Source organism: Actinoallomurus oryzae (assembly GCF_039541955.1).
GTDB lineage: Bacteria > Actinomycetota > Actinomycetes > Streptosporangiales > Streptosporangiaceae > Actinoallomurus > Actinoallomurus oryzae.
Genome location: NZ_BAABHF010000009.1, coordinates 279885 through 306666, shown reverse-complemented (window position 1 = coordinate 306666; position 26782 = coordinate 279885). Strand labels below are relative to the sequence as shown.

Genomic DNA, 26782 nt, shown 5'->3' with positions numbered 1-26782 from the left:
TGTTTGCTCTTGAAGTGGTGACGTTCTCGATTCGGTGAGGCTCGAGTGATACGCGTGTGCTCCTGAGCTCGCGCGTTGGCGTCAGGAACGAAGGGTGCGCAGGCCGGTGCGGATTTCGCTGACCAGGATCTCGGGCTGTTCCAAGGCCGCGAAGTGCCCGCCCTTCTCGGCCTCGCCGTAGTGGATCAGATTGCTGTAGGTGTCTTCGATCCAGCTTCGTGGCAGGTGTGGGATGTCCCTCGGGAAGACGGTCACCGCGACCGGAAGCGTCAGCTTCGGGCCGGCGAAAGTGGCCGATTTGTTCTCCCAGTAGATGCGGCCGGACGACGCTGCGCTGTTGGTGAACCAGTAGAGGGATATCGCGTCGAGCATGTCGTCGATGCTGAGGGCGTCCTCGGCGAGCCCGTGGTTGTCGGTCTTGGACTGGAACTTTTCGTAGATCCAGGCTGCCTGACCAGCGGGAGAGTCCGCCAGGGCGAATCCGACAGTCTCCGGCTTCGTGCCCTGAAGGTGGTTCGACCCACCGAGTTCGCCGGTGTACAGGGCGAGGGTCTCCACGGCGTAGCGCTGTTCGGGCGACAAGGTGTCGGGTACTTGTGCGGGAAAGGCGTACTGGGTGTTCAGATGAATTCCGAGAAGCCCCTCAGGTCGCATGGCCCCGAGGGCGGTGGTGACGACGGCACCCCAGTCGCCGCCTTGCGCGGCCCATCTGGTGTAGCCGAGACGCTTCATCAGCTCCACCCACGTGCTTGCGATGCGCGATACGGTCCACCCGGTCTCCGTGGGCTTCTGGGAGAACCCGAACCCGGGGAGCGACGGGACGACGACGTCGAATGAATCGGCGGCGTCTCCTCCGAACGAAACCGGATCGGTCAGCGGGCCGATCAGCTTCAGGAACTCGACGATCGAGCCCGGCCATCCGTGGGTGAGTATCAGCGGCATCGCGTTGGGATTCTCGGACCTGACGTGGATGAAGTGGATGTCCAACCCATCAATCTCGGTCTGGAATTGGGGGAAGCGATTGAGCTCGGACTCCAAGCGCCGCCAGTCATAGCCGCGCTCCCAGTAGTCGACCAGCGATCTGGCGTTCTCTACGCGAACCCCTTGCGACCAGTCGCCCACCGTTTCCGGATCCGGCCACCGAGTTCTGGCCAGTCGCTGCTTCACGTCGTCGATCTCCGAATCCGAGATCGAGACGGTGAACGGGCGGACGAGGGCCGAGGTCAGCGGCGTCCATGCGGTCATTGCCTTCTTCTCCTGAGCTTCGAAGCACAGCACAACTCTCCGTTGCACACTGGTGTGCAGTCTAATTCGTTGCACACTGGTGTGCAGTGTGATTCATTGCACACTGGTGTGCAACAATGATGTCGTGCCCACCGAGTCCTCCCGTGTGCGCTCGATGAACGAGACACGCGATCGCATCCTCGACGTCGCCCTCGAGGTGCTGGGAGAGAATCCCGACGCTGGAATGGGCGACATCGCCTCCGCTGCCGGCGTCGTCCGTCGCACCGTCTATGGCCATTTCCCCTCGCGCCTCGACCTGATTCGGACACTCACGGAACGGGCCGTCACCGAGGTGACGGCCGTGCTCACCGAAGTCAACGCCTCCGACGCGGAAGCGGACGCGACGTGGGTCGAATTCATCGCCCGCGTCTGGCCGGTGGCGCACCGGTACCGAGTGCTGTTGGCGCTCCGCCGTGGCGAGTACGGCGAGGCGATCCACGGCCTGCTCGGGCCAGTCGATGAGCTCCTCGCCGACCTCGTGAAACGGGGCCAGGACAGCGACGTGTTCGCACAGCACCTGCCGGCAGGCATTCTGAGCCAGGTTGCCTACGGCGCGGTGTTCGCCATCGCGGACAGCGACCGGCCGAACGGGACCCTCGGCGCCCGAGCAGCGACGATCACGAGCCTGCTGATGCTGGGAGTTCCCGAGACGCGCGCGATCGCTCTCGTGGGCGACCAGCCCTGACCCGCAGCACTAGAGCGGAGCCGCAGATCGTCCTGCTCCGGACGCGAAATCGTCACCGCACCCCGCCAAGAATCCGGCCGCCGGCCGGTGCCAGCGGCCGGCGAGTCCCGCGTTACCGCGCCAGGGCGTCGTCGCTCAGACGGTCTCCGCCAGTACGGTGGCGGCATGGAGGTTCTCGCGAGCCGCGTGCTGCTGCGGCCGACCGACCTGGACCGCAGCCGCGCCTTCTACCGCGACACACTGAAACTGCCGATCTTCCGTGAGTTCGCGACGCCGGGCGGCATGGGCACCGTCTTCTTCATCGGCGGCGGATACCTGGAGGTCTCCGGGCACGCCGACGCGCCGTCCGCCGAGGGCATCGAGCTGTGGCTCCAGGTCCGCGACCTCGCGGCCACCCGGCGCGAGCTGGAGGGCGTGCGGGTGCTGCGCGAGCCGCGACGCGAACCGTGGGGCCTGATCGAGATGTGGATCGCCGACCCCGACGGCGTACGGATCTGCGTCGTCGAGGTGCCCGACGACCACCCGATGCGCCGCCGTGACTGAGCGCGTACGCGTGCCCGTGACAGACCCGGCGCGGATGGCGCAGGCGTTCGACGAACTGGCCGAGAGCTATGACGACGATCATCATGACGAGATCGCTCGTGCCCTCCTCGCGCTGGTCGGCACGCCTGCGGACGAGGACGAGATCGCCGACGTCGCCTGCGGGAGCGGCGCGGCGGCCCTGGCGATCGCCCGGACACGCTCCTCCGGGGCCACGCCGGTTCTGGCCGTGGATCTCTCGGCGGGAATGATCGCGGCCGGCCGGGCCCGCGCCGTACGGCTCGGCTGCGAACACGCGATCGACTGGCGGATCGGCCCGGCGGTCCCGCTGCCCGTGGCCGACGCCGCTCTCGACCTGGTCGTGTGCGCCTCGTCGCTCCACTTCCTGGGCCGGCCGGCCCTGTCCGACTGGCGACGTGCGCTCCGGCCCGGCGGGCGTGCGGGCTTCACCTTGCCGGTGGCGTCTCAGTTCCGTCCTTCCGGACCGTTCGCCGCCCTCGTCGCCGCCGACCTACCGCTGCCGCGTACGGCGGAAGAAGCGCTCGCGCTCGCGACGGCCGCCGGCTTCGTCGACGTCGACACGCGCCTCATCGCGGTCGGATCCCGGTCCGTCGTCCTCACCGTGGCGACGAATCCAGCGCCGTTGGGCTAGCGGTCGTACGGAACGCCCGGCGGTAGGCGCCCGGTGTCGTACCCAGGGTGTTGAGAAAACGTCTGCGCAGGTTGGTGGCCGACGACAGGCCGACGCGGCGGGCGATGGCGTCCACGGGGAGATCGGAGGACTCCAGCAGGTCCTGGGCCGTGGCGATGCGCTGGGCGAGCAGCCACTGCCCGGGGCTGGTGCCGAGCTGCTCGGCGAACCGCCGGGCGAGGGTACGCGCTGAGACGCCCGCGTGCGCGGCCATGCTCTCGATGGTCACCGGTTCGCCGAGTCTCCCGGTGACCCACTCCAGCAACGGCGCGAGCGTGCCGTCGATCTGCACGGGGTGCGGCGGCGCCGAGTACTGCAGCTGCCCGCCCTCGCGGTGGGGCGGCATGACCATGGTGCGGGCGATGTGCGCGGCGTACCGGGCGCCCTGGTCGGCGCGGACCAGGTGCATGCACAGGTCGATGCCGGCCCCGGCGCCGGCGCTGGTGGCCAGGTCGCCGTGGTCCACGTAGAGCACGTCCGGATCGACCTCGACGGCCGGGAAACGCGCGGCGAACTCGTTCACCAGCGCCCAGTGCGTGGTCGCCCGTCGGCCGTCCAGCAGGCCGGCGTACGCCAGCGCGAAGGCGCCGGAGCAGATGCTGACGATCCGCGCTCCGCGGCCGTGCGCGCGGTGCAGCGCCCGGACGACCGCGGGTGAGGGTGGCTTCTCGGTGGGCAGCCAGCCTGGGACGACCACGGTGTCCGCCCGGTCGAGCGCGTCCAGCCCGTCGGCCACGAGCATGTCGTACCCGGCGCGCGTCGCGACCGGGCCGGGACGCTCCGCGCACACGCCGAAGGCGTACCGCGTCGGGAGTTCCGGCCGCTCGATCCCGAACACCTGGGCCGCGCAGGCGAGCTCGAAGGTCGACTGCGGTGGTCGGACGAGCGCCACTACGCGATGCATGGCAGAAAAGTACCGGATAATGTCTTTCCTGACACTCGGCGGGGGCGGCGCTCGGCCGACAGGCTTGCCCCATGACGACAGGGTCTGACTACGTGTGGTCCGCCGCCCAGGACGCTCCGGCTCGCGAGCTCTTCCCCGGCATCCGGGCGCGGATGCTGTGGAGCGGAGAGAACGGCGCGAAGGCCGCTGTGCTGGAGATGGACGCGAACACCTGCTGGGAGGGGATCGACGTCCACGAACCGGGCCCGGAGGAGGTGTTCGTGGTCTCCGGCGTCTTCAACGACGGCGTCCGGGACTATCCGGCCGGCTCGTTCATCCACGCCGCCGCGGGCACCTCGCACGTCCCGCAGACGACGACGGGCTGCACGCTGTTCCTCTTCTATCCGGAAGGTTAGGGCCGCGTCAGTTCGGCAGCGCCAGGCCGCCCGTCGCCGGCTCGGTCGGGGCGGTGGCCGGGGCCTCGTGGGCGACCGCGATCAGCACGTCCGACAGGGCCCGTACGACCGGAACCGGCAGGAGGCCGTACGTGATGAGGTCCTCTACGGAGGCGAAGCCGCCCGTCACGCGGCGGCGGGCGACGATCTGCTGCGCCTGCGGCACGGTGACCCCGGGCAGCGCGGCGAGGACGTGTTCGGGCACGCCGTTGATGTCGACCAGGCCGCCGTCGTTGAACACCCGTGACAGGTCCGGCCGTCCGATCCGCAGCTCACGGGCGATCGGCGGGTAGTGGTCGAGCAGCGTGAGCGCCTGCTCGCGGCGGATCCGCAGCTCCAGCGACCGCAGCGTGTCGAGGTCGGGCGGAGCGTTCCGGAGGCGTGCGGACGTGCCGGTCACCAGTACTGCGACGTGCACCGCGCCGCCGACCGTCGCGAGCAGGAGCGCCAGCATCGCGACGTTGTCCCACGGTGACTCGCCGCTGTCGCTCATCGTGAAGACGAACACCCCCACGAGCAGGAAGTATCCGGCCGAGGCCAGCCCCAGTGCCCAGCTGCGGCGCCGCGCCGCGAAGAAGGCCAGCGCCGCCCAGCTCAGGGAGCCGAAGCTGAGCAGCGGCACGGCGATCGCCAGCGCCCGGAGCACCGGCGGCGGACGCCACACGGACGGCACGACGGCCATCGCGGCCGGAGCGGCCGGGACGAACGGCGGCGGTGGTGGTGCGTGCACAACCGGAGTGGCGGGGGCCGGCGCCGGCGGTGGTTCGCGGTACGGCGCGAGTGTGCGGTCGGAGCGCAGGATCGCCAGGTGCAACTGCCGCAGCCGCTCGCCCGGCTCGACCCCGAACTCTTCGGCGAGGAACTCCCGCGCGTTCTGGTACGCCGCCAGCGCCTCCGCCTGCCGGCCGCACCGGTAGAGCGCGAGGATCTGCAGGTAGCGCAGCTCCTCGCGTACGGGGAACTCCGCCACGAGCCGGCTCAGCTCCGGCACCAGGCGCGCGTGCTCGCCCAGGTCCAGCTCGATCCGTGCGCGTTCCTCGACCGCCGCCGCCCGGTCCTCGGCGAGCCGTTCGCGTGCCGCGTCGAAGTAGGGGCCGCGCAGCCCGGCCAGCGGCTCACCTTGCCACAGGGCGAGCGCGGCCCGCAGGTGCCCGGCGGCGTCGGCGGTGCGGCCCGCCGTCCGGGCGCGCGTGACGTGGTCGGTGAACACCTCGGCGTCGAGGCGGCCCGGCGGCACGACGAGCGTGTACCCGGCCTCGGTCAGCGTCAGGAGCTGCCCGGGGGAGCGGGGCGACCGGCCGGGTTCGAGGATGCGCCGCAGCCCTGCGACGTACTTCTGGACGACGTTGACACCGTTCTCGGGTGGTTCGTCCCCCCAGACGGCGTCGACGATCCGCGCCGTCGGCGTGGGCCGGTTCGCGTTGAGCAGGAGTACGGCGAGGACGGCGCGCTGTTTGCCCGGCCCGAGATCCAACTCGGTGTCCTCACGCCAGGCGCGCAGCGGGCCGAGGATCTCGAAGCGGACCGATGGGGTCTGTTCCGGCACGGTCACGAGGCCTCCTTCGCCGTGACCACGGTGCTGCGCCTGTCGTCTCCCCCGCCTCGCCCGGTCACAGTGTTCCTTTCCGCGCGGGCCGGAGTAACCCCCTGAGCTGGCCCGATACCGCGCGGCAGTCAGAGCGCCCGAGGGGCGGCAGTGAGAGCGCAGTGCGCTACAGCATAACGACAGAGATTCGGCACAGCGACGGCGAAAGCTGGCCGCAGCAGGTCCTCACCACTCAGGAAGGAACACGCAATGTCATTCCAAGCCCCCGCCACCGAGCCGGGCTGGTACGGCGCCGGCCCCGACGGCGGGGCTGGCCGCGACCACCGTCGCTCCACCAACGGCCTGGCCATCGCCTCGCTCATCCTCGGCATCGTCGGCTTCCTCGTGATCACCATTCCGGTGAACCTGATCGTCGGCCTCGTGGCGCTCGCGCGTACGCGCCGCCGGGGCGACAAGGGCACCGGGCTGGCCGTTTTCGGCCTCATCCTGTCGCTGCTGTGGGCCGCGGGAATCGGCGTCGGCGCGTACGCGCTGAGCAAGTGGCACGAGCCGAAGCGCGACGCGAACGGACAGATCAACTCCAAGCAGAAGGCCGCCCCGGACACACTGCGAGTCGGTGACTGCGTGAAGCCGGAGACCGGCGAGGTCACCGCCGTCCAGGCCCAGCCGTGCAGCACACCGGGCAGCAACAAGGTCTTCTCGATCTACTCGCTGCCTCAGGGCGCGTGGCCCGGTGAGACGAGCTCCAGCGCCGCCGCCGAGCGCGGCTGCACCAAGCGGTACGAGGCTTCGCACCGGACCGCGAAGAAGCAGATGTCGCTGTACTACTTCGCACCCACCAAGACGGAATGGTCACTGGGCGACCGCAAGGTCATCTGCCTCGTCGGCCCCGTCGCGTAGAACAGACGCCCATCCGGCCGGGCCCCTCCCCGGCCGGAGTACGTTCACCGGGCGCGAGGTCGCCAGACCCACCAGGCCCGCAGCGACCGTGGCAGCGCGGAGATGGCGCCGGCCGCGACCGGCGGGTTCACTGGAACAGGACGCTGATGCTCTCGCGGCGGTGGATGCGGCCGATGGCCTCGGCGAACAGCGGGGCGACCGACACCGTCTCCACCTTGGCCGACAGTTTGACCGGCTGGTTCTCCACGGTGTCGGTGACGTAGAGGCGTGAGATGGGGCTGTCGTCCAGGCGCTCCATCGACTTGCCGGTGAACACCCCGTGCGTGACCGCCGCGCGTACACTCCGGGCGCCGCGGACGATCAGGCACTCGGCGACCTCCGCGAGCGTGCCGGCGGTGATGGTGAAGTCGTCCACGATGACCGCGTCGCGGCCCTCCACGTCGCCGATGAGGTCGATCACGCGGGCCGCCTCGCTATGGTCGACGCGCTCTTTGTCGGCGATGGCGAGCGGTGCGCCGAGGCGCTTGGCGTACTTGCGTGCCTGCTTGGCGAAGCCCACGTCCGGGGAGACGACGACGAGGTCCTCGCCCGTGCCGATGGCCTCGGCGAGCAGGGGGAGGGCGTACAGGTCGTCGACGGGCAGGGTGAAGAAGCCCTGGATCTGCGGCGCGTGCAGGTCCATCGTGACCACCCGCGCCGCGCCCGCCGCCTCGATCGCCTGGGCGCACACCCGGGCGCGGATCGAGACGCGCGGCTCGTCCTTCTTGTCGGCCTTCCCGTACGAGAAGTACGGCATGAGCACGGTGACCGACGCGGCGCTCGCGCGCTTGAACGCGTCGATCCAGAACAGCAGCTCCATGAAGTTGTCGTTGGCCGGGAACACCGTCGACTGCACGATGTAGACGTGCCGGCCGCGGACGTTCTGGTTGGCCTTGACGAACAGGTTGCCGTCGGAGAACCGGATGACCTCGCCGTCGCCGGGCTCGACCCCCAGGTGCCGGCAGATCGCCGCGGTGAGGCGGCGACTGCCCGAGCCGCCGAAGACCAGAAGCTCTTCCATGATCACTCCAGCCGAGTACGACGCACGAGGCCCGGTGCAAGCATCGTGCCTGTGACCCTCAGCTGACAACGTCCTTGTTACGGAATCGGCGTACGGCCAGCGCGAGAAATATCACCGCGTACGACGCCGACAACACCATGCCCTTGACCATGCCGGTCCACACCAGGTCCGGCTGCAACGCGTCGGTCCAGGCGAACTGCCAGTGCGTGGGCAGGAACTCCCGCCAGTGCCCGAGCGCGGTTACCGCGTCGATGATGTTGCTCACGATCACCAGCCCCACCGCGCCGCCGACCGCGCCGAGCGGAGAGTCGGTGGTGACCGACAGCAGGAACGCCAGCGCCGCCACGACCAGCTCGGAGACGAGGATGTACCCGACGATGATGAGCAATCGGGTGAGTGCGGTGCCGTTCGGCAGGGCCGTATCGGTCGCGGGCAGCCGCAGGCGCGCCCAGCCGAAGACGTAGATGCCGGTGATCATGGCCATGACCGGCAGGCTGAGCACCGCGAGCGCCGACAGGGACAGGGCGACGATGAGCTTCTGCCGCAGCAGGCGCACGCGGGGCACGGGGGCGGCGAGCAGGTAGCGCAGGGACGCCCAGCCGGCCTCGCTGGCCACCGTGTCGCCGCAGAACAGTGCCACCGCGACGACGAGCAGGAAGCCCACCGACGCGAACAGGGTGAACGCGGTGAAGTTCAGCGCGCCGGTCGTGGCGACGGTGACGAGGCCGGGCGTGTTCGGGTTGTCGCCGGACGGCGAGCCACCGATCTTGAACGCGGCGGCCAGCACCCACGGCAGCAGGAGCAGCACCGCGAACGCGATCCACGTACGCCGCCGGCGCAGCTGCCGTGCGGCCTCCACACGCAGCGGCAGCGTACGGCGCGGGCGGTAGGTCGGATCGGCGCCCCGTCGCCCCGTCTCGTCACGCAGCGCCGTGTCACTCATGAGTCCTCCCCGATCAGGGCCAGGAACGCGTCCTCGAGACGGCGGTGTGGCGCGACGCGCTCGACCGCGACACCACCACCGACGAGAGCGGCGACGACGGCGGACGGCTGCGAGCCGTTGATCCGTACGAGCACGCCCGGTTCGTACGGCTCGGCGTTCTCGATGCCCTCCAGCGAGGTCAGCACGCTCAGGGCGCGGTCGACGTCCGGCGTGCCGATCACGACCGAGCCGTCGTTCCCGGTGATCTCGGCGACCGGACCGGCCGCGACGAGCCGGCCCTTGTGCATGACGACGACGTCGGTGCAGGTCTGTTCGACCTCGGCCAGCAGGTGGCTGGAGATGATGACCGTACGGCCCTCGGCGACGTACCGGACCAGCACCTCGCGCATCTCCGCGATCTGCGGCGGGTCCAGCCCGTTGGTCGGCTCGTCGAGGACGAGCAGGTCCGGCAGGCCCAGCATCGCCTGCGCGATGGCCAGCCGCTGCCGCATGCCCTGCGAGTAGGTGCGCACCGGACGGCGTACGGCGTCGCCCAGGCCGGCGATCTCCAGGGCGCGTTCCATGTGGGACTCGCCGCGCCCGGCGGCCTTCCAGTACAGCTCGAGGTTGTCGCGTCCGGACAGGTGCGGCAGGAAGCCGGGGCCCTCGACGAACGAGCCCAGCCGGGACAGCACGGGCGCGCCCGGCCGTACCGGCTCGCCGAAGATGCGGATCTCGCCGCCGTCGGGGTGGATCAGGCCCATGAGCATGCGCAGGGTCGTGGTCTTGCCGGCACCGTTCGGGCCGAGCAGCCCGCAGACCTGGCCGCGCTCGACGCGGAAGGACAGGTCGTCCACGGCGAGATAACCGTTCTTGTACCGCTTGGTCAGGCCGCTGATCTCCAGCGGCGTTCCGTCGTCCGCCTCGCCGGTCGTACGCGGGCGCCGCCGTCGCGACGTCGCCGCGATGACGACCCCGGCCACCACGGCGATGACCGGGAAGCCCCAGACCCACCACGGCAGCGGCGTGGGCGGTGTGCGCAGCGCCGGATCGACCGGCACGCTCAGCGGCGACTCGACCGAGACCTGGTAGGCGGCCGGGCGGGCCGGGGAGACGAAGCCCATGTCGGTGGTGCTGAACACCAGCCGGATCCGGTGACCCGCCGCGAACCGGTAGTCCATCGCCGGCAGCGTCACCTGCGCGGTGCCGTCGAGATGCAGCGGCGCGGCGATGCGGCGCGCCGGTGACGCCTGGCCGTCGGGGCCGACGTCGTACACCTTGGCGAACAGCGTCGGCGGCTCCGACGAGGGCTTCACCGCCTTCACGCGCAGGCGCACCTGGGCGGCGCCGGTCAGTTGCAGGGGCGCGTCGAGCGGCTCGGAGTCGAACGTCGCGGACTGGCCCGGGAGGTCGACGCCGAGCCCGCCCGTGGCCGGGGTGCTGGGCACGGCGCCGAGCAGGCCGAGGCCGGGCATCGAGGAGATCGAGGAGGGCGAGCCGCCGGCCGGGTTCTGCACCGTGAGCCGGTCGCCGCCGAGCGGGACGGACTGCCGCGTCGCCCCCGACAGCCCGGGGTAGCGGGGCGCCGAGGCCGCGCTGATCGTCACGCGCTGGGTGGAGGAGTCGATGCCGCCCGTACGGGTGACGATGAACCCGCCGTCGTCCGGCAGCGGGCCGCCCCTGAGGTAGTGGTCGAACCAGCCCGTGACCAGGCCGTTGATCCGCGAGGTCTCCGGGTCGCCGCCGTCGTGCCCGCCCTGGTACCAGACGGTCCGCACCGGCGCGCCGGTGATGGCGCGCGCGTTGCGGTCGGACTGGTCGAGGGGGAACAGCGAGTCGGTCTGGCCCTGCACGAGCAGGGTCGGCACGTGGATGCGGCCGGCCACCGAGGCGGGACTGTCGCGGCGGAGCGTCGCGATCGCCTCCGGCGTGGGCCGCCCGGTCTCGGCCACCTTCTGGTACATCGAGCACAGCGACGGCAGGAATCGTCCACAGGCTGTGGACGACGCGCCGCTCGTGAAGAAGATGCCGGCCCAGGCCTTCTTGAACACCCCGTTCGCCGGCCCCTTGCCGGTCGCGTCTGGGAACAGCGCGTCGGCCAGGTCGTACCAGGTGATCTGGGGTGCGATCGCGTCGATCCGCGAGTCGTAGGCGGCCGCCAGCAGCGAGATCGCGCCGCCGTAGGACTGACCGGCGACACCGACCCGCGGATCGCCGGGCTTGTCGAGGCGCACCTCGGGACGGCGCGCCAGCCAGTCGACGAGCTGCCGGACGTCCTTCACGTCGTAGTCCGGCGAGTCGAGCGTGATCTGGCCGCCGGACCCCCCGAAGCCGCGCGCCGACCAGGTGAGCACGGCGTACCCGTGCCGCGCGAGGTCCTCGGCCTGGGACCGCGTGTCGTCCTTGCTCCCCCCGAACCCGTGCGCGAGGAGCACGGCCGGGGCGCGCCCGCCGCGTACGGGCGCGAAGAAAGTCGTGTCGAGGGTGATGTGCTGGTCGTCTTTCGGGCCGTCGACGACCGTGATGCGCTGGTCCGTCGACTTCAACCGCGGCTCGTCGCCAACGGCCGCCCAGGTGAGAGCCCCGGCGAGCACGACCGCCACACCGGCGACCGCCGCCGCCCTTCCCCGTCTCATGGCAAGACTTTATTCGTCCCCGTTCGGCCGCGAAGCCGCCTCCGGCCGCCCGGCTCTCGTACGGCTCCTGGAACGCACGCGCCCGTGGTGCGATGATCCCAATGATGATCGCCACGTAACACGGCTCCGGCCGGATTCCCCTGTGACACGCGGCTCTTTCGGCTGAGCGGGTCAACCCGGACCGGACCGCAATCGTCCTCTTTGAGGACGGCAGAACGGAGGCCACGATGCGAGCCGCGCGGCGCCCCCACGCACGGCCTGGACTGATCGCGGTAGTGATCGCGCTCTGGGTGGTGATCGCGGCGATCGCCCTCACCGGGACGCTGATCGCCGCCTTCTCCCAGGAACACCCCGTGCGCTTCTCGGCGCCGCTGAAGATCTATCCGGTGACCCAGGAGATCCCCGGCGCGCAGTGCCCGCCGGGCGTACAGGGCGCGATCGGGCAGGGCACCACCGGCCCGATCTGCTACCAGCTCGCCGTCGGCATCACCATCAAGCGCGTCAACGACCTCCATGTGGAGCGGATGAAGGTCGGCGGATACGCCGTGTCACTCAGCCTCATCCCGGCCGACAGCCGCGCCCTGACCCGGCTGACCCGCGGCAACACGGGCCGCCCGTTCGCGCTGACCGTACGGGACCAGGTCGTGGCCGCGCCCCGGGTGGACGCGCCGATCACCAAGGGCCGCATCCTCATCAGCGGCAACCTCACCCGCGGCGACGCCAGCACCATCGTCAACCGCCTGAAGGGCCGCGCCGCCCAGGCGACCTGAGCCGGGGGTCAGATCGCGCGGAGCGCGGGCGCACCGGCCCGTGCCTCACGGGCCACGGTGTCCAGAGCCTCCTGCGACACGGGGTCGGCGGCGCGGTAGACGACCATCCGCAGGCTCTCGTCGCCCAGCGGGGTCAGCACGTCGAACTCGATGGACAGCGGACCGATGCGCGGATGCACCAGCGCCTTGGTCCCGTGCGCGTTCACCTTGACGTCGCGGCGTTCCCACAGCCGGGCGAACTCCTCGCTCTCGGAACGGAGCCGCTCGATCAGGTCCGCGAGTGCCGTGTCGTCGGGGTGCGCGGCCCAGGCCGCGCGCAGGTCGGCGATGCCCTCGCGGATGATGTCCTCCCGGTCGCGGTAGAAATCCGCGAACGCCGGATGCAGCACGCAGAGGTACATCGTGTTGCGCTGGTCGTCCGGCAGCTCGGGGAAGTCGAGCATCAGCCAGGCCATCTCCGGGTTCCACGCGACGATGTCGAAGCGGTGATCGACCACCATGGCCGGCAGCGGCGAAAGGGCACCCACCAGCGAGGACAGCCATCCCGCGTCGTCGCCGGACGTCCTGCGGCCCGCCGACCAGTGCCGCGTCAGGTCGAACAGGTACGCGCGTTCGTCGTCGCTCAGCCGCAGGGCGCCCGCGAGCGCGTCGAGGACCTCCGGTGAGGGCCGCAGCCCACGGCCCTGCTCCAGCCGGATGACGTAGTCGACGCTCACCGCGGCCAGTTCCGCGACCTCTTCCCGGCGCAGACCGGGGGTACGGCGCGTGCGCCGGCGCTGCGGCAGGCCGACGTCGTCGGGCGTGAGCCGCTCGCGCCGCGTCCGCAGGAAGACCCCCAGCTCATGTGCCACGTCGACCGTCTCGCTCATGAGTCCGAACTTACCTGGGAGCGCCGATCCCATGATGCCTCTTCCCTTACGTCCGCTTTCGCGTCCGGCGCAGGCTGTACGCGACGGCTCGGCCGACGGCCGGGCGAACGGACTTTCACGAAGGGGACACACCGTGTCTGGATCATTGGACACCTACCGCCTGCTCGGCCGTTCGGGCCTGCGGGTCTCACCGCTGGCACTGGGCACGATGACGTTCGGCTCCGACTGGGGCTGGGGCGCCGCGAAGGACGAGGCACGCCGCATCTTCGACACGTACGTCGACCGGGGCGGCAACTTCGTCGACACCGCGAACCAGTACACGAGCGGCACCGCCGAGCGGCTGGTCGGGGAGTTCGCCGAAGACCGCCGCGACAGCCTGGTGATCGCGACCAAGTACACCCTGACGTCGCGGCCCGGCGACCCGAACTCCGGCGGCAACCACCGGAAGAGCATGGTCCGCTCGGTGGAGGACAGCCTGCGCCGGCTGCGGACCGACTACATCGACCTGCTCTACCTGCACGCGTGGGACTTCACGACGCCGGTGGAGGAGATCCTGCGGGCCATGGACGACCTCGTACGGTCGGGCAAGGTCCTGTACGTCGGCATCTCCGACACACCGGCCTGGCAGGTCTCGCGCATGCAGACCATCGCCGACCTGCGCGGCTGGTCGCCGCTGATCGCGCTGCAGATCGAGTACAGCCTGATCGAGCGGACCGTCGAACGCGACCTGATCCCCATGGCCGGTGAGATGGGGCTCGGCGTCATCCCCTGGTCGCCGCTGGGCAGCGGCGTGCTGACCGGCAAGTACACCCGGGACGACCTGGACCACGGCGGCGGCTCGGCCTCCGCCGTGGGGACCCGCAAGAACGTCGCCGCCGCCAACGGCTCGCTGACCGAACGCGGGCTGGCCATCGCGGACGTGGCCGGGAAGGTGGCGAGCGATCTCGGGGTGACGGCCTCACAGGTCGCCCTCGCCTGGACCCTGCGCGACCGGCGGGTGACGGCGCCCATCATCGGCGCGCGGACGCTCGGCCAGCTGGAGGACAACCTCGGCGCGCTCGACGTGGACCTTCCCGGCACCGCCCTGGCCGAGCTGGACGAGGCCAGCGCGATCGAACTCGGCTTCCCGCACGAATTCCTCAACCGCCCGATGACCCGCAATGTCACCTTCGGCGACCTGAAGGTCGAGACGGCCGCACACCGATGACCTGCGGAGCGGCGGCAGCGTCGACGGCTCCCCGGGCCCGGGGAGCCGTGACGGTCGTCAGTCGATGCGCCAGGTGTCGCCGCTGCCGAGCAGGGCGGCGAGGTCGCCGGGGCCCTGCTGGGCGACCGCCTCGTCGAGCTGCTCGCGCATGAGCTGGTCGTACGTCGGGCGCTCGACCTGGCGGAAGATGCCGATCGGGGTGTGCTCGAACGCCGGCGAGTCGAGCCGGGACAGCGAGAACGCCAGCGACGGGTCCTCGGCCTTCGCGTCGTGCACGAGGATGTCCGGCGCGTCGGCGGAGACGACCTCGATCGCGCCCGATGGCGTGCGGCGCAGGGCCTTGTCGCGCTCGGCGCCGAACACGATCGGCTCGCCGTGCTCCAGCCGCACCGTCACGTCGTCGCGCCGCGACGGGTCCTTCAGCGGCAGGAAGGCGTCGTCGTTGAAGATGTTGCAGTTCTGGTAGATCTCCACCAGCGCCGTGCCGTTGTGCTGGGCCGCCGCGCGCAGCACCGACTGCAGGTGCTTGCGGTCGGAGTCGATCGTGCGGGCCACGAACGAGGCCTCGGCGCCGATCGCCAGCGAGATCGGGTTGAACGGGGCGTCCAGCGACCCCATCGGCGTCGACTTGGTGATCTTGCCGACCTCCGAGGTCGGGGAGTACTGGCCCTTGGTCAGCCCGTAGATCCGGTTGTTGAACAGCAGGATCTTGAGGTTGACGTTGCGGCGCAGCGCGTGGATCAGGTGGTTGCCGCCGATGGACAGCGAGTCGCCGTCACCGGTCACCACCCACACCGACAGGTCGGGCCGCGAGGAGGCGAGCCCGGTCGCGATCGCCGGCGCGCGGCCGTGGATCGAGTGGATCCCGTAGGTGTTCATGTAGTACGGGAACCGCGAGGAGCAGCCGATGCCGGAGACGAACACGACGTTCTCCCGGCGGAGCCCCAGCTCGGGCAGGAAGCCCTGGACGGCGGCGAGGATCGCGTAGTCACCGCACCCCGGGCACCAGCGGACCTCCTGGTCGGTCTTGAAGTCCTTGGCGGTCTGCCGCTCGGGGTCCTTGGGAACGAGGGCGAGGGGATCAATCATGAGTCGATCACATCCTGCAACGCTGTCTGGAGCTCTTCGGCCTTGAAGGGCAGGCCGCGTACGCGGTTGTAGCCGATCACATCGACGAGGTAGCGGCCGCGCAGCAGCAGTGCCAGCTGGCCGAGGTTGATCTCCGGGACCACGACCTTGTCGTAGGAGCGGAGCACTTCTTCGATGTTGGCCGGGAACGGGTTGAGGTGCCGCAGGTGGGCCTGGGCGATCCGGCCGCCGGCGGAGCGGACGCGGCGCACCGCCGCGGTGATCGCGCCGTACGTGCTGCCCCAGCCGAGCACCAGCACCCGCGCGTCGCCCGACGGGTCGTCGACGGCCAGCGGCGGGATGTCGCGGGCGATGCCGTCGACCTTCGCCTGGCGCAGCCGGACCATGAGGTCGTGGTTGGCCGGGTCGTAGGAGATGTTGCCGCTGCCGTCGGCCTTCTCGATGCCGCCGATGCGGTGTTCGAGGCCGGCGGTGCCGGGGATCGCCCACGGCCGGGCGAGCGTGTCGGGGTCGCGCTTGAAGGGCTGGAAGTCCTCGTCCTCCGCGGCCTCGGCGAAACCGGGCGTGATCTCGGGCAGGGAGTCGACGTCGGGGATCTGCCACGGCTCGGAGCCGTTCGCCAGGTAGCCGTCGGACAGCACGATGACCGGCGTGCGGTACTTCACCGCGATGCGCGCGGCCTCCAGCCCGATCGCGAAGCAGTCCGACGGCGTGCACGGCGCCACGACCGGCACCGGCGCCTCGCCGTTGCGGCCGTGCAGCGCCTGGAGCAGGTCGGCCTGCTCGGTCTTGGTCGGCATGCCGGTGGACGGGCCGGCCCGCTGCACGTCGATCACGATCAGCGGCAGCTCGGTGGCGACCGCCAGGCCGACCGTCTCGCTCTTGAGCGAGATGCCGGGCCCGGACGTGGTCGTGACGCCCAGTGACCCGCCGAAGGACGCGCCGAGCGCGGCGCCGACGGCCGCGATCTCGTCTTCGGCCTGGAACGTCCGGACGCCGAACCGCTTGTGCTTGGACAGCTCGTGCAGGATGTCGGACGCCGGCGTGATCGGGTACGAGCCGAGGAACAGCGGCAGCCCCGACCGGGCACCGGCGGCGACCAGGCCGTAGGCCAGCGCCATGTTGCCGGAGATGTTGCGGTAGAGCCCCGGCGGCAGCGTCGCCGGCTTGACCTCGTACGACACCGAGAAGGACTCGGTGGTCTCGCCGTAGCTCCAGCCCGCCTGGAAGGCCGCGATGTTGGCCTTCATGATCTCGGGCTTCTTGGCGAACTTCAGCTCCAGGAAGCGCACGGTCGCGTCCGTCGGCCGGTGGTAGAGCCAGGACAGCAGCCCGAGGGCGAACATGTTCTTGGCCCGCTCGGCGTCCTTCTTGGAGATGTCGAAGTCTTCGAGCGCCTTGACGGTCATCGACGTCAGCGGCAGCGAGTGCACGCGGTATTCGTCCAGCGACCCGTCTTCGAGCGGGCTCTCGGCGTACCCGACCTTGGTCAGCGCCCGCTTGGTGAACTCGTCGGTGTTGACGATGACGTCCGCGCCGCGCGGCAGGTCGGCGATGTTCGCCTTGAGAGCGGCCGGGTTCATCGCGACGAGCACGTTGGGCGCGTCGCCGGGGGTGACGATGTCGTGGTCGGCGAAGTGCAGCTGGAAGCTGGAGACACCGGGCAGGGTGCCGGCCGGCGCACGGATCTCGGCGGGGAAGTTGGGGAGCGTCGACAGGTCGTTGCCGAAGGCCGCCGTTTCCTGGGTGAACCGGTCGCCGGTCAGCTGCATTCCGTCGCCGGAGTCACCCGCGAAGCGGATGATGACGCGATCGAGTTGTTGGACCTGCTTGGTCACGGAGCAAGACCTCCTCGACGAGCAGCGCCTCTCCGGTGGGAGGGGTCCGTCTCCGAAGCGCTACTTAGGCTTACCTTCATGCTACGTCCCGGGTGCGATGGTCGGTCCCGTCTGCGCGGGCTGCCGGGCGCGGGCCAGGAGAGATCGTGCCCACCCTCGTAACTCCCGCCCCTTGCCCATCGAGTCGGTTCCCCGCCGCGGCGGGGCGCAAGCATGCCGGGCGCGGTTCTGGGGGATCCGAGGCGCGGAACAGGGGTCACGTGCGGAACTGTCACGTGCGGAACTATAGGTCGCGGCGCTGAAGTATCGCTTGAGCGGGCGCGGCCGGACGCGGGCCCATGCCCGTGCCCGGCCGCGAGCGGTCAGCCGCCCTGCTGCTCCTGCTGCAGCTTGGTGAGCAGCTCATTCACGTCGCTGCTGGAGTTCACCGTGGCGTCGAAGGTCGAGCTGGCGTGGATGGTGAACCGTCCGTTGTGTGACCGGTACCACGACGTCCACTTGCTGCCACTGGTGCGGCAGGTGATCGTCGTCTCGTGGCTCGGCTTCGTCGTGCCCGTGCCCTTGCACGTCGAGACGGTCGCGCCGGTGCCCCAGAACCTGGCGTTCATCGTGACGTGCACCGAGGCGTCGGAGGTGCCGGTCGAGGAGGGCATCACGCTGCCGTGCACGGTGCAGCCGGACTCGCCGCAGCTACCGAACTGGATCTTGCCCATCGGCAGCATGGTGATGGAGGGGTCGTAGACGTCCTTGAGGTTCTGGACGTCGCTGCGGAGCGCGGAGAAGACCGGCGACATCGCGGCCGAGCCCTCCAGCGGCTTGACGTCCAGGGTGTAGGCGTCGCTGCCCGCGGTGCCCTGGATGCGCAGCAGGCGGTGCGGGCTCTTCTTGGAGATGTAGTAGGTCGTCTCACCGACCGTCATCTTGATCGCCGGGGTGCTGCCGGCCGGGGTGTTGACGGCGTTCGGATCGTTCCCGGCCTGCTGGAGGACCTGCGACAGCTTGGCCGGCGAGAAGTCGGCCAGCTTCAGGTCCTCCGCGGAGTCGGGGGCCTTGGCCCACTTGCCGTCCGCCTTGTCGGCCTCGGACGAGGACTGGCCCTCGGCGCTCCAGAAGCTGGAGTCGGACTTGATGTAGGTCGTGTCGCCGATGTCGACGCGGGAGACCGGCGAGCCGTGGCTGTTGTAGCTGCCCCGGGCGCTGCCGGCCTTGGTCACCGAGAACGTCGCCTGGTTGCCGCCGTACGTGCCGGTGTAGGTCGCGCCGCCCGCCGAGCCGAGGGCGCGTCCGGCCTCCGCCGCCGCCTTGCCGGAGGTCTTCTTCGGGTCGTCGCCGGACCCGCCGCTGACGGCGACCACGACGACCACGATGACGATGAGGGCCAGCACGCCGGCGCCGATCGCCAGGAACACCCCGGCGCCGCCCTTCTTGGCCGGCGCGGGCGGCGGGCCGAAGCCGTACGGCTGCGCCGGGCCGCCCCACGGAGGCGGGCCGCCCGGGCCACCCGGGCCAGGTCCGACGGGACCGCCAGGGCCGCCAGGACCCACGGGGCCGCCAGGGTACGCGGGGCCGGCCGGGCCACCGGGGTAACCGCCGGGCATGCCGGGACCGCCCGGTCCGGGCGGGCCACCCGGGAAGCCGGGCCCCGAAGGACCGCCCGAACCACCGGGCCCGCTCGACGGCCAGCCGGGCGCTGGTGAGGAGTCGGGCTGCCACTCCTGCGTCTCCGGCGGCGGCCACGAGTCCGGCTGCCCGGGCTGTGCTCCCTGGCCGCCCTCTGGACCGTTGCTCATGGCTCCCCCTATATCAACGCCACTTGTCGCCGTGACCTTACGGTTTGCAGCTATGTCCGACAAGTGATGTCGCTGTTTCTGTTACCTGGCGGAGACCGCCCCGCAAAGGGGGACATCATAGGCGCCGCGCGCATTACGCTGATCGTATGCACGGCTACTTCGAGACGTACCTCAGCGTCGTCGTGTTGTTCCTGCTCGGCGGTCTGATCGTCGGAGGCGGGCTGCTGGCCAACCGGTCGCTACGCCCGCATCGGCCGACTCCGGAGAAGCTCACGACCTACGAGTGCGGCGTCGACCCGGTCGGCGAGGGGTGGGCGCAGTCCTACGTCCGCTACTACGTCTTCGCCTACCTCTACGTGATCTTCGCGGTCGACGCCGTGTTCCTGTTCCCGTGGTCGACCGTCTTCTCCGCCCGGGGCTACGGTTCGGTCACCCTGGGGGAGATGTTCGTCTTCCTCGCCTTCATCGCGGCGGGGCTCGCCTACGCGTGGAAGAAGGGCGTGCTCGGCTGGGTCTGAAAGAATGACCGATATGGGTGTCGTCGATCTGCCGGAGCCCCGCATCGGGGCCGCGAGCAAGCTCGCCCCGAAGCCGATCAAGTTCGTGCTGAACTGGGGGCGGCGATACTCCCTGTGGGTCTTCAACTTCGGCCTGGCCTGCTGCGCGATCGAGTTCATCGCGACCTCGATGTCGCGGCACGACTTCATCCGGCTCGGCGTCATCCCCTTCGCACCGGGGCCGCGGCAGGCCGACCTCATGGTCGTCTCGGGCACGGTGAGCGACAAGATGGCGCCGGCCGTCAAGCGCCTGTACGAGCAGATGCCCGAGCCCAAGTACGTCATCTCCTTCGGCGCCTGCTCCAACTGCGGCGGCCCGTACTGGGACTCCTACTGCGTGACCAAGGGCGTCGACCAGATCATCCCGGTCGACGTGTACGTCCCGGGCTGCCCGCCGCGGCCCGAGGCGCTGCTGCACGGCATCATCCGGCTCCAGGAGAAGATCGCCGCCGAGTCGCTGGGCAGCCGCTACGGCGGGCCGGGCGAGCCCGTCGCCCCGCCGCCGGAGGTCGCGCGCAAGCCGCCCACGCCCGCGGTCCTGCGCCGCCCGCTCGTGCTGCCGCCGATGCCCGAGCCGGAGGAGATCGAGGCGGCCGAGGAGCCGACGCAGAGCCTCGACCTGCCCGTGGCGGAGTGGGACGCTCTACAGACACAGGACCTGACGTCGCCCGGAGGGGAGTCGCAGGTGAACAAGCCCCCCGCCAAGGAGCTCCCGGCCGAGGAGCCCCCGGACGAGACGGCGTCCGCCGAGACCCAGCGGCTGTCCCCCGTTGAGGAGGTTCCGGAGGAGACCGCCTCCGCCGAGACGCAGCAGTTGCCCCCCGTCGAGGAGGCTCCGGACGAGACCGCATCGGCGAAGACCCAGCAGCTGCCTCCGGTGGAGGAGGCTCCGTCGGAGACGACCGAGCGGCTCCCGTCCGTCGAGGAACCCGGGCCCACGGCCGAAGCCGCGCCCGAGCCGGAGAGCGGCGGCACCGATCGGCTGCCTCCCGCCGAAGAGGTACGCCGCGAGGCGGCGGCCTTCGAGGAGACCCAGGAGTTCCTGCCCGGACAGGAATCGACGCGCCAGGACCCCCTGCCCGCGGTCGAACCCGAGGGCGGGGCCGCGTCGGCACCGGCGTCGGCCGAGGAGACGCGCCGGGACCTGCCGCCCGCCGAAGAGGTGCGCAAGGCCGCCGAGGTCAGACAGCGTGCCCGCTGGCGGGGCAGAAGGCTGCGGAAGTTCGCCGAACCCCCGCCGGTCGACGCCGTCGACGACCCCGACATCATCCCGGGACTGAGCGATGACGATTGAGCTGTCCGTGGCGTGGTCGCGGCGGTTCGGCGACGAGGTGCACAGCGAGGAGGCCTTCGGGCTGCTCACCGTGGACGTTCCGCCGGTGCTGTGGGCCGAGTCGCTGACCTTCGCCCGCGACGACCTGGGCTGCGCGTACTTCGACTGGCTGACCGCCGTGGACGAGCTGGAGGACGGGTTCGCGATCGTGGCGCACGTGTACTCCCTCGAGGAGGGCCACCACCTGCTCGTACGCACCCGGGTGCCGCGTGAGGACCCCCGCCTGGCCACCGCGACCGAGGTCTACCGCGGCGCGAACTGGCACGAGCGGGAGACCCACGAGATGTTCGGCGTGCTCTTCGACGGGCATCCGGGCCTGACGCCGCTGCTGCTGCCCGACGGCTTCGAGGGCCATCCGCTGCGCAAGGAGTTCGTGCTGGCCGCCCGGGTCGCCAAGCCGTGGCCGGGCGCCAAGGAGCCGGGCGAGTCCGGGCACGGCGCGCCGAGCCGCCGCCGCATGATGCCCCCGGGCGTCCCGGCCGACTGGGGCCCGAACGCCACCCCGGAGCGCGCGCCCACGAAACGCACGCCCAGAGAACGTCCGCCCAGAGAGCGCCCGGCCAAGGAGCCCTCGACTACCGAGAGCGCGGCCACCGAGGCCCCGGCCACCGAGAGCGCGGCCGCCGAGGCCCCGAGCACCGAGACCCCGACTGCTGAGGCTCCGTCCACCGAGAGCCCATCCACCGAGCGCGCGGCTGAGGAGCGTCCGCCGCGTCGGCGGCGCGAGCGCGGCATCGAGGGCGGCGACGATGTCTGACCTGGCGATCATCGCGATCAAGCTCGTGCTGGTCGTGGTGGCGTTCCTCGTGCTGCCGCTGGTCGTCGGGCAGGTCGAGCACAAGGCGATGGCCCACATGCAGGGCCGCCTCGGCCCGATGTACGCCGGGGGCTTCCACGGGTGGGCCCAGCTGGTCGCGGACGGCGTGAAGTTCGCCCAGAAGGAGGACGTCGTCCCGGCCGCGGCCGACCGCCGGATCTTCAGCCTCGCCCCGGCCGTGGCGCTCATCCCGTACCTGGTCGTGCTCATCGTGATCCCGGTCGGGCCGCACGGTCAGGTGGGCGTTTCCCTCGACCCGGGCCTGTTCTTCGCCCTGGCCATGATCGGCGTGGCGGTGCTCGGCGCGCTGATGGCGGGCTGGTCGAGCGCGAACAAGTACAGCCTCCTCGGCGGCATGCGGGTGGCCGCCCAGCTGCTGTCGTACGAGCTGCCGATGGTGCTGGCCGCCTCGTCGGTGGCGATGGCCGCGGGCACGCTGAACCTCTCGCGGATCGTCGACCACTGGGAGTGGTGGTGGCTGCCCTGGCAGGCGATCGGCGCGGTGGTGTTCTTCGTCGCCGGCCTCGCCGAGCTGCGCCGCCCGCCGTTCGACATGCCGGTGGCCGACAGCGAGATCATCTTCGGCCCGTACACCGAGTACACCGGCCTGCGTTTCGCGTTCTTCCTGCTGGCCGAGTACGCCGGGATCGTGGTGCTGTCGGCGCTGACGACCGTGCTGTTCCTCGGCGGCTGGAAGGGCCCGGTGATGAACACCGAGCTCGGCTGGCTGTGGACGCTGATCAAGGTGATGATCCTGGCGTTCGTCGTCATCTGGCTGCGCGTCAGCTACCCGCGCATGCGCGAGGACCAGCTGCAGAAGCTCGCCTGGGCCGGCCTGGTGCCGCTCGCCCTGGTGCAACTCGCCCTCACGGGCGTCATCAAGGTCGCGATCTCCTAGATCTTCAGATAGTGCAGGACGGCGAGGACCCGGCGGTGGTCGTCGCCGGACGGCGGCAGGTCGAGCTTGAGGAAGATGTTGGCGATGTGCTTCTCCACCGCGCGGTCGGAGACGACGAGGGTCTTGGCGATCGCCGCGTTGGTGCGGCCCTCGGCCATCAAGCCCAGCACCTCGCGTTCGCGCGGGGTCAGTGACCGTACGCCGCCGCGGCCGGCGTTCAGCAGGTGCCCGACCACCTCCGGGTCCAGGGCGGTGCCGCCGGAGGCCACGCGGTGCAGCGCGTCCACGAAGTCGTCGATGTCGCCGACCCGCTCCTTCAGCAGGTAGCCGACCCCGGCCGGCGACTCGGCGATCAGGTCGGCGGCGAACCGGGTCTCGATGTACTGGGAGAACAGCAGGATGCCCAGGTCCGGATGGTCGCGGCGCAGCGCGATCGCGGCGCGCAGGCCCTCGTCGGTGTGCGTGGGCGGCATGCGGATGTCGATGACCGCGGCGTCCGGGCCGTGCTCGGCGACCGCCGCGCGCAGCGCGTCGGCGTCGCCGACGCACGCGACGACCTCGTGGCCGCGTGCGGTCAGCAGGTGCGCCAGGCCGTCCCGGAGGATGGCGGCGTCGTCGGCGATCACAATGCGCATGGCGCCCTTCAGGCGTGCGAGGGGAGTTCGACGGTGACCACCGTAGGACCACCGGGCGGGCTCGAGACGTCGAGCCGCCCGTCCACCGTACGGACCCGGTCGAGCAGACCGGACAGCCCGGAGCCGCCGCCCGGGGAGCCGCCGAGGTCCGCCCCGCCGCGGCCGTCGTCGTGGACGCGCAGGCACAGCCGGTCGCCGTCCTGGGTGAGGGAGAGCCGGATCCGGCTCGCGCCGCTGTGCTTGGCGGCATTGGCGAGCAGTTCGGCGGCGCAGAAGTAGGCGATCGACTCGATCGCGGCGGTGGGCCGCACCGGCAGGGCGATCTCCGTCTCGACCGGCACCCCGGAACGCGCGGCCAGGGTGGTGAGGGCGGTGTCCAGGCCGTGGTCGAGCGCCGGCGGGTGGATGCCGCGGACGAGTTCGCGCAGCTCCTCGACGGCCTCCTTGGCGGTGGCCCGCGCGGTGTCCACGAGCGCGCGTGCGGCGTCGTCGGTGACCGCGTCGCGCACCATCGTGAGCTGCATGGTCAGCGCGATCAGCCGTACCTGGGCGCCGTCGTGCAGGTCGCGTTCGATCCGGCGCAGCATGGCCGCGGCGTCGTCGACGGCGCGGGCGCGCGTCTCCTCCAGGTCCCGTACGCGCTCCTCCAGGCCGCGCCGACCGAGCAGCCACCGCGCCAGCATCCGGTCGGGCACCGTGGCCACGTGCACGGCCCACGGCGCCAGGAACAGCAGCGCCACCCCGCCGACGCACATGAGCGCGCCGTTGTCGAACAGGGTGTGCGAGCCGGGAGCCTCCTGGTTGAGACCGAGGGCGTTCTGCAGGGGACGGGTGGCCGCGACCACGCCCCAGACCCAGGTGAGCGCGAGGACGTACACCTGGAGGGCGATGACGGGGAGTTTCAGCAGCAGGTAGGCCACGGTGCGCCAGCCGGCCGGGTCGCTGAGCCGCGTCTGCATCCGGCCGAGCGGCCCCGGCGTGGCCACCGGCCGTGCGGGCGCCTCGATCCGCTCGCCGAGGAACCGTCCGGCCAGCCGCCGGTGCAGGCCGCCGATCCGCCGCGCCCCCACCAGCCCGGCCGCCAGCAGCGGAAAGCCCGCAGCGGTGACGGACAGACCAGCGCCGAGCACCAGCATCACCACCACGTACGCGAAGCCGAGAGCGGCCAGCGGCGTGCTGACCAGCACGTACGCGAGTTCGACCCACGCCCGGCGGCTGACCGGCGCTCGCAGGACCAGCCGAAGAGTAGGAGTCATGGGCCGAGCAGGCGGACCCGCGCGTGGTTGAGGCCGCGCAGGATCCAGGGGGTCAGGTACAGGAAGGTCAGCCCGCCGAACACCGCGTGGAAGGCCCAGACGCCCGCGAAGGTCGGCCCGCCCCACGCGTCGTGGTACGAACCGCCCATGCCGATCAGCCAGCGGGCCGGATAGGCGACGTTGAGCGCCACGATCGACCACGCGTATCCGACGATCACCAATGCCGGCAGGTCGAGCGGCAGGGCGAGCAGGCCCCGCAGCCGCCTCATCAGGATGTCGGTGGTGGTGGTTAGCGGCAACTGACTGAGGCCAGGAAGGAGTTCGCGTGGCTGGCGGCGGGCTCCCAGACGGTGCAGCAACAGGCGTTGCGTGACTTCGCCCAAGCCATGGCGAATTTCTTCGCCGGGACGCATCGGCGGCCGACATGGCGTAAGGCAGGGGTGCATGAGGGGTTCCGGATCGTCGGGCGGCTCGGCAACCACTGGGACGTGCGCCGTCTGTCCCGCAAGGTGGGCGAAGTCAGGGTCCCCAAGGTCGGTTGGGTGCGGTTCCGCTGGTCCCGCGAGATCCCCGGCGAGGCGAAATCCTTCCGAGTGAAGCGGGACCGGGCAGGGCGCTGGCACGTGGCGTTCGCGGTACTTCCGCCACCGATCGAGGGTCCCGGTACGGGTGAGGTCGTCGGTGTCGACCGTGGCGTGATCGTGTCGGCCGCGCTGTCGACCGGAGAGCTGTTGTCGGCGCCTGGCCTGCGCGAGACCGAAGCCAAGCGTGTGTTGCGGCTGCGGCGCAGGCTGGCGCGGGCGAAGCCGGGGTCGAACCGACGGAAGCGGATCAAGACGGCGATCGGCCGGTTGAAGGGCCGTGAAACCGACCGGCGCAGGGATTGGGTGGAGAAGACCTCCACCCGGCTGGCCCGCCGCTTCGATCTCATACGCGTTGAAGATCTGCAGATTAAGGATATGGTCCGTTCCGCGCGTGGCACCCTCGCTGCGCCGGGGAGGCACGTGCGGGCCAAAGCCGGGCTCAACCGGGCCATCCACGCGGCCGGTTGGGGCCACTTGGTGACCCGCCTGGAGCAGAAGGCGCCGGGCCGGGTGAAGAAGACCGTTCCTGCGTACACATCCCAGATCTGTCATGCCTGTGGGCACTGTGCTGCGAAGAACCGCGAGAGCCAAGCGGTCTTTCGTTGTCGCGCCTGTGGGCATGTCGATCATGCGGATGTGAACGCGGCCAAGAACATCGCGGCAGGGCGTGCCGTGACTGCGCGGGGAGCCCTCCAGCCATTGGGCGGGGCTACGAACCGCGAACTTCAACCTGCGCTCTCCTCTGGGTAGGGACCTGGTTGGAATCCCCCGCCATCAGGCGAGGGAGGACGTCAAGTCCCCAATGCTCGCGAGTGGGCGCTCACCAGGTCGATCGTGCCAGTACGGGGAAACGGGGGTGGGGTCAGCCCCACCCTGCGGTCAGCGGATGAACAGGGCGTACTCGGCGATGTCGGATACGACGGACGGCGGCAGGTCGCATCGCACGGCGACCTCTTCGGCGGAGATGAACCCGCCGCCCTGGCTGCGGGACTGCATGATCCGGTCGACCATCTCGTACGTCAGGCCGGGCAGCCGGCTCAGCACCTCCGGCGGCACGTGGTTGACGTCGATCAGGCCGCCGTCGTCGAACTGCCGCAGCATCAGGTCGGGCCGGCCGATGCGCAGCTCACGCGCGAGGACGGGGTCCTCGGCGACGATCTTGCGTGCGGCCTCCCGCAGCGAACGCCGCTGCCGCGCCATGGCGACGACCTGCTCGTTCATCTGCCCGCGCACGTCGGGCCGCGGGTAGACCCGCGGGCGGGCGGACAGCGCGTGGGCCGCGCTGACCCACCAGGTGACGACGAACAGGAGCAGCCCCAGCAGGACGCCGGCGGCACTCCCGGAGCCGAACCCCAGGATCGTGCCGATCACTCCGGCGCCGTACCCGGCCGCCGCGACACCCAGGGTGGGCGACCGGCGGCGGACCGCGGCGTAGAGGAACGACACGGGAGAGCCGAAGCCGATCGTGACCAGTGGAATCAACGCCCACCCCAGCCCCTCTGTCGGCTGGGGGGCACGGGGCCCCACCGGCGGCCGC

The 26782-nt window shown here is 70.9% G+C and carries 26 protein-coding genes; 12 read left to right on the top strand and 14 right to left on the bottom strand.

Translation table 11 applies throughout. The features are described from left to right. Positions 1-81: 81 nt before the first annotated feature. Positions 82-1245: an epoxide hydrolase family protein gene (locus ABEA10_RS03170; RefSeq protein WP_345457109.1), complete on the bottom strand. Its 1164-nt coding sequence runs from the start codon at positions 1243-1245 to the stop codon at positions 82-84. Between the two features lie 124 nt (positions 1246-1369). On the opposite strand from ABEA10_RS03170, the gene ABEA10_RS03165 reads away from it, so the two are divergent. The 3 genes from ABEA10_RS03165 (at position 1370) to ABEA10_RS03155 (ending at position 3161) form a co-directional block, all read left to right on the top strand. Continuing rightward, positions 1370-1969 carry a TetR/AcrR family transcriptional regulator gene (locus ABEA10_RS03165; RefSeq protein WP_345457107.1) on the top strand — a complete coding sequence of 200 codons (600 nt, stop codon included), beginning with the start codon at positions 1370-1372 and terminating at the stop codon, positions 1967-1969. Between the two features lie 165 nt (positions 1970-2134). Next, positions 2135-2512 carry a VOC family protein gene (locus ABEA10_RS03160; RefSeq protein WP_345457104.1) on the top strand — a complete coding sequence of 126 codons (378 nt, stop codon included), beginning with the start codon at positions 2135-2137 and terminating at the stop codon, positions 2510-2512. A gap of 10 nt (positions 2513-2522) precedes the next feature. Beyond that, a complete protein-coding gene (locus ABEA10_RS03155; RefSeq protein ID WP_345457102.1) occupies positions 2523-3161 on the top strand; it encodes a class I SAM-dependent methyltransferase in 639 nt (212 codons plus the stop codon). Here ABEA10_RS03155 and ABEA10_RS03150 read toward each other — a convergent pair. Further along, a complete protein-coding gene (locus tag ABEA10_RS03150; protein WP_345457100.1) occupies positions 3127-4104 on the bottom strand; it encodes a helix-turn-helix domain-containing protein in 978 nt (325 codons plus the stop codon). The two genes, ABEA10_RS03155 and ABEA10_RS03150, sit on opposite strands and share 35 nt — an antisense overlap. Positions 4105-4175: 71 nt before the next feature. Between ABEA10_RS03150 and ABEA10_RS03145 the strand changes: the two genes are divergently transcribed. Continuing rightward, on the top strand, positions 4176-4499 hold the full coding sequence (locus ABEA10_RS03145; RefSeq protein WP_345457098.1) for a cupin domain-containing protein: 324 nt from the start codon (positions 4176-4178) through the stop codon (positions 4497-4499). A gap of 7 nt (positions 4500-4506) precedes the next feature. Here ABEA10_RS03145 and ABEA10_RS03140 read toward each other — a convergent pair whose 3' ends face one another. Next, positions 4507-6090: an AfsR/SARP family transcriptional regulator gene (locus tag ABEA10_RS03140; RefSeq protein WP_345457095.1), complete on the bottom strand. Its 1584-nt coding sequence runs from the start codon at positions 6088-6090 to the stop codon at positions 4507-4509. A gap of 243 nt (positions 6091-6333) precedes the next feature. Here ABEA10_RS03140 and ABEA10_RS03135 point away from each other — a divergent pair, with 243 nt between their 5' ends. After that, complete coding sequence (locus ABEA10_RS03135; RefSeq protein ID WP_345457092.1) at positions 6334-6984, top strand: DUF4190 domain-containing protein; 651 nt, start codon at positions 6334-6336, stop codon at positions 6982-6984. A gap of 127 nt (positions 6985-7111) precedes the next feature. Here the strand turns inward: ABEA10_RS03135 and ABEA10_RS03130 are convergent, their stop codons facing one another. From ABEA10_RS03130 to ABEA10_RS03120, 3 genes are read right to left on the bottom strand one after another with little or no spacing between them, the layout of a single operon-like run. Further along, on the bottom strand, positions 7112-8044 hold the full coding sequence (locus ABEA10_RS03130) for a ribose-phosphate diphosphokinase (RefSeq protein WP_345457089.1): 933 nt from the start codon (positions 8042-8044) through the stop codon (positions 7112-7114). Positions 8045-8102: 58 nt separating this feature from the next. Further along, entirely contained in the window at positions 8103-8987 is an 885-nt protein-coding gene (locus ABEA10_RS03125; RefSeq protein ID WP_345457086.1) for an ABC transporter permease, read from the bottom strand. Continuing rightward, a complete protein-coding gene (locus ABEA10_RS03120; protein WP_345457083.1) occupies positions 8984-11602 on the bottom strand; it encodes an alpha/beta fold hydrolase in 2619 nt (872 codons plus the stop codon). Before ABEA10_RS03120 ends, ABEA10_RS03125 begins: the two co-directional genes overlap by 4 nt. A gap of 227 nt (positions 11603-11829) precedes the next feature. On the opposite strand from ABEA10_RS03120, the gene ABEA10_RS03115 reads away from it, so the two are divergent. Further along, the gene (locus ABEA10_RS03115; protein WP_345457081.1) at positions 11830-12372 is read left to right on the top strand and encodes a SecDF P1 head subdomain-containing protein; all 543 of its coding nucleotides are present in this window, start codon (positions 11830-11832) and stop codon (positions 12370-12372) included. An 8-nt stretch (positions 12373-12380) separates the two neighbouring features. Here ABEA10_RS03115 and ABEA10_RS03110 read toward each other — a convergent pair whose 3' ends face one another. Next, entirely contained in the window at positions 12381-13241 is an 861-nt protein-coding gene (locus ABEA10_RS03110; protein ID WP_329250304.1) for a helix-turn-helix transcriptional regulator, read from the bottom strand. A gap of 133 nt (positions 13242-13374) precedes the next feature. Here ABEA10_RS03110 and ABEA10_RS03105 point away from each other — a divergent pair, with 133 nt between their 5' ends. After that, complete coding sequence (locus tag ABEA10_RS03105) at positions 13375-14448, top strand: aldo/keto reductase (protein ID WP_345457078.1); 1074 nt, start codon at positions 13375-13377, stop codon at positions 14446-14448. A 57-nt stretch (positions 14449-14505) separates the two neighbouring features. Here ABEA10_RS03105 and ABEA10_RS03100 read toward each other — a convergent pair whose 3' ends face one another. From ABEA10_RS03100 to ABEA10_RS03090, 3 genes are all read right to left on the bottom strand, one after another. Next, a complete protein-coding gene (locus ABEA10_RS03100; RefSeq protein WP_345457075.1) occupies positions 14506-15537 on the bottom strand; it encodes a 2-oxoacid:ferredoxin oxidoreductase subunit beta in 1032 nt (343 codons plus the stop codon). Beyond that, positions 15534-17375 (bottom strand): 2-oxoacid:acceptor oxidoreductase subunit alpha, encoded by a 1842-nt coding sequence (locus ABEA10_RS03095; protein ID WP_345457072.1) that lies wholly within the window; start codon positions 17373-17375, stop codon positions 15534-15536. Before ABEA10_RS03095 ends, ABEA10_RS03100 begins: the two co-directional genes overlap by 4 nt. 362 nt (positions 17376-17737) lie before the next feature. Further along, on the bottom strand, positions 17738-18919 hold the full coding sequence (locus ABEA10_RS03090; RefSeq protein WP_345457069.1) for a hypothetical protein: 1182 nt from the start codon (positions 18917-18919) through the stop codon (positions 17738-17740). 392 nt (positions 18920-19311) lie between these two features. On the opposite strand from ABEA10_RS03090, the gene ABEA10_RS03085 reads away from it, so the two are divergent. From ABEA10_RS03085 to nuoH, 4 genes are read left to right on the top strand one after another with little or no spacing between them, the layout of a single operon-like run. Continuing rightward, positions 19312-19683 carry an NADH-quinone oxidoreductase subunit A gene (locus ABEA10_RS03085; RefSeq protein WP_329250318.1) on the top strand — a complete coding sequence of 124 codons (372 nt, stop codon included), beginning with the start codon at positions 19312-19314 and terminating at the stop codon, positions 19681-19683. 13 nt (positions 19684-19696) lie between these two features. Continuing rightward, a complete protein-coding gene (locus ABEA10_RS50980) occupies positions 19697-21016 on the top strand; it encodes an NADH-quinone oxidoreductase subunit B (protein WP_425550856.1) in 1320 nt (439 codons plus the stop codon). Further along, a complete protein-coding gene (locus ABEA10_RS03075) occupies positions 21006-21812 on the top strand; it encodes an NADH-quinone oxidoreductase subunit C (RefSeq protein WP_345457062.1) in 807 nt (268 codons plus the stop codon). Before ABEA10_RS50980 ends, ABEA10_RS03075 begins: the two co-directional genes overlap by 11 nt. Continuing rightward, positions 21805-22770 carry an NADH-quinone oxidoreductase subunit NuoH gene (gene nuoH, locus ABEA10_RS03070; RefSeq protein WP_345457059.1) on the top strand — a complete coding sequence of 322 codons (966 nt, stop codon included), beginning with the start codon at positions 21805-21807 and terminating at the stop codon, positions 22768-22770. The genes ABEA10_RS03075 and nuoH overlap by 8 nt, the downstream gene beginning before the upstream one ends. On the opposite strand, the gene ABEA10_RS03065 is transcribed toward nuoH, so the two are convergent. The 3 genes from ABEA10_RS03065 to ABEA10_RS03055 are packed head-to-tail and all read right to left on the bottom strand — an operon-like array spanning position 22767 to position 24960. Next, positions 22767-23405, bottom strand: a complete 639-nt coding sequence (locus tag ABEA10_RS03065; protein ID WP_345457057.1) for a LuxR C-terminal-related transcriptional regulator — start codon at positions 23403-23405, stop codon at positions 22767-22769. The two genes, nuoH and ABEA10_RS03065, sit on opposite strands and share 4 nt — an antisense overlap. 8 nt (positions 23406-23413) lie before the next feature. Beyond that, positions 23414-24661, bottom strand: coding sequence for a sensor histidine kinase (locus ABEA10_RS03060; protein ID WP_345457055.1), 1248 nt, complete (start codon positions 24659-24661; stop codon positions 23414-23416). Next, entirely contained in the window at positions 24658-24960 is a 303-nt protein-coding gene (locus ABEA10_RS03055; RefSeq protein WP_345457053.1) for a hypothetical protein, read from the bottom strand. The genes ABEA10_RS03060 and ABEA10_RS03055 overlap by 4 nt, the downstream gene beginning before the upstream one ends. Between ABEA10_RS03055 and ABEA10_RS03050 the strand changes: the two genes are divergently transcribed. Then, on the top strand, positions 24961-25995 hold the full coding sequence (locus ABEA10_RS03050) for an RNA-guided endonuclease InsQ/TnpB family protein (RefSeq protein WP_345458057.1): 1035 nt from the start codon (positions 24961-24963) through the stop codon (positions 25993-25995). 129 nt (positions 25996-26124) lie between these two features. Here the strand turns inward: ABEA10_RS03050 and ABEA10_RS03045 are convergent, their stop codons facing one another. Then, positions 26125-26727, bottom strand: a complete 603-nt coding sequence (locus tag ABEA10_RS03045; protein ID WP_345457050.1) for a ComEA family DNA-binding protein — start codon at positions 26725-26727, stop codon at positions 26125-26127. Positions 26728-26782 lie beyond the last annotated feature (55 nt).

What these genes read in the sequence shown, in the direction of transcription:
- ABEA10_RS03120 (WP_345457083.1), bottom strand. Translation starts at nt 11,602, where the DNA reads ATGAGACGGGGAAGGGCGGCGGCGGTCGCCGGTGTGGCGGTCGTGCTC.
- ABEA10_RS50980 (WP_425550856.1), top strand. Translation starts at nt 19,697, where the DNA reads ATGGGTGTCGTCGATCTGCCGGAGCCCCGCATCGGGGCCGCGAGCAAG.
- ABEA10_RS03170 (WP_345457109.1), bottom strand. Translation starts at nt 1,245, where the DNA reads ATGACCGCATGGACGCCGCTGACCTCGGCCCTCGTCCGCCCGTTCACC.
- ABEA10_RS03100 (WP_345457075.1), bottom strand. Translation starts at nt 15,537, where the DNA reads ATGATTGATCCCCTCGCCCTCGTTCCCAAGGACCCCGAGCGGCAGACC.
- ABEA10_RS03130 (WP_345457089.1), bottom strand. Translation starts at nt 8,044, where the DNA reads ATGGAAGAGCTTCTGGTCTTCGGCGGCTCGGGCAGTCGCCGCCTCACC.
- nuoH (WP_345457059.1), top strand. Translation starts at nt 21,805, where the DNA reads ATGTCTGACCTGGCGATCATCGCGATCAAGCTCGTGCTGGTCGTGGTG.
- ABEA10_RS03075 (WP_345457062.1), top strand. Translation starts at nt 21,006, where the DNA reads ATGACGATTGAGCTGTCCGTGGCGTGGTCGCGGCGGTTCGGCGACGAG.
- ABEA10_RS03150 (WP_345457100.1), bottom strand. Translation starts at nt 4,104, where the DNA reads ATGCATCGCGTAGTGGCGCTCGTCCGACCACCGCAGTCGACCTTCGAG.
- ABEA10_RS03110 (WP_329250304.1), bottom strand. Translation starts at nt 13,241, where the DNA reads ATGAGCGAGACGGTCGACGTGGCACATGAGCTGGGGGTCTTCCTGCGG.
- ABEA10_RS03160 (WP_345457104.1), top strand. Translation starts at nt 2,135, where the DNA reads ATGGAGGTTCTCGCGAGCCGCGTGCTGCTGCGGCCGACCGACCTGGAC.
- ABEA10_RS03145 (WP_345457098.1), top strand. Translation starts at nt 4,176, where the DNA reads ATGACGACAGGGTCTGACTACGTGTGGTCCGCCGCCCAGGACGCTCCG.
- ABEA10_RS03060 (WP_345457055.1), bottom strand. Translation starts at nt 24,661, where the DNA reads ATGACTCCTACTCTTCGGCTGGTCCTGCGAGCGCCGGTCAGCCGCCGG.
- ABEA10_RS03115 (WP_345457081.1), top strand. Translation starts at nt 11,830, where the DNA reads ATGCGAGCCGCGCGGCGCCCCCACGCACGGCCTGGACTGATCGCGGTA.
- ABEA10_RS03125 (WP_345457086.1), bottom strand. Translation starts at nt 8,987, where the DNA reads ATGAGTGACACGGCGCTGCGTGACGAGACGGGGCGACGGGGCGCCGAT.
- ABEA10_RS03135 (WP_345457092.1), top strand. Translation starts at nt 6,334, where the DNA reads ATGTCATTCCAAGCCCCCGCCACCGAGCCGGGCTGGTACGGCGCCGGC.
- ABEA10_RS03085 (WP_329250318.1), top strand. Translation starts at nt 19,312, where the DNA reads ATGCACGGCTACTTCGAGACGTACCTCAGCGTCGTCGTGTTGTTCCTG.
- ABEA10_RS03065 (WP_345457057.1), bottom strand. Translation starts at nt 23,405, where the DNA reads ATGCGCATTGTGATCGCCGACGACGCCGCCATCCTCCGGGACGGCCTG.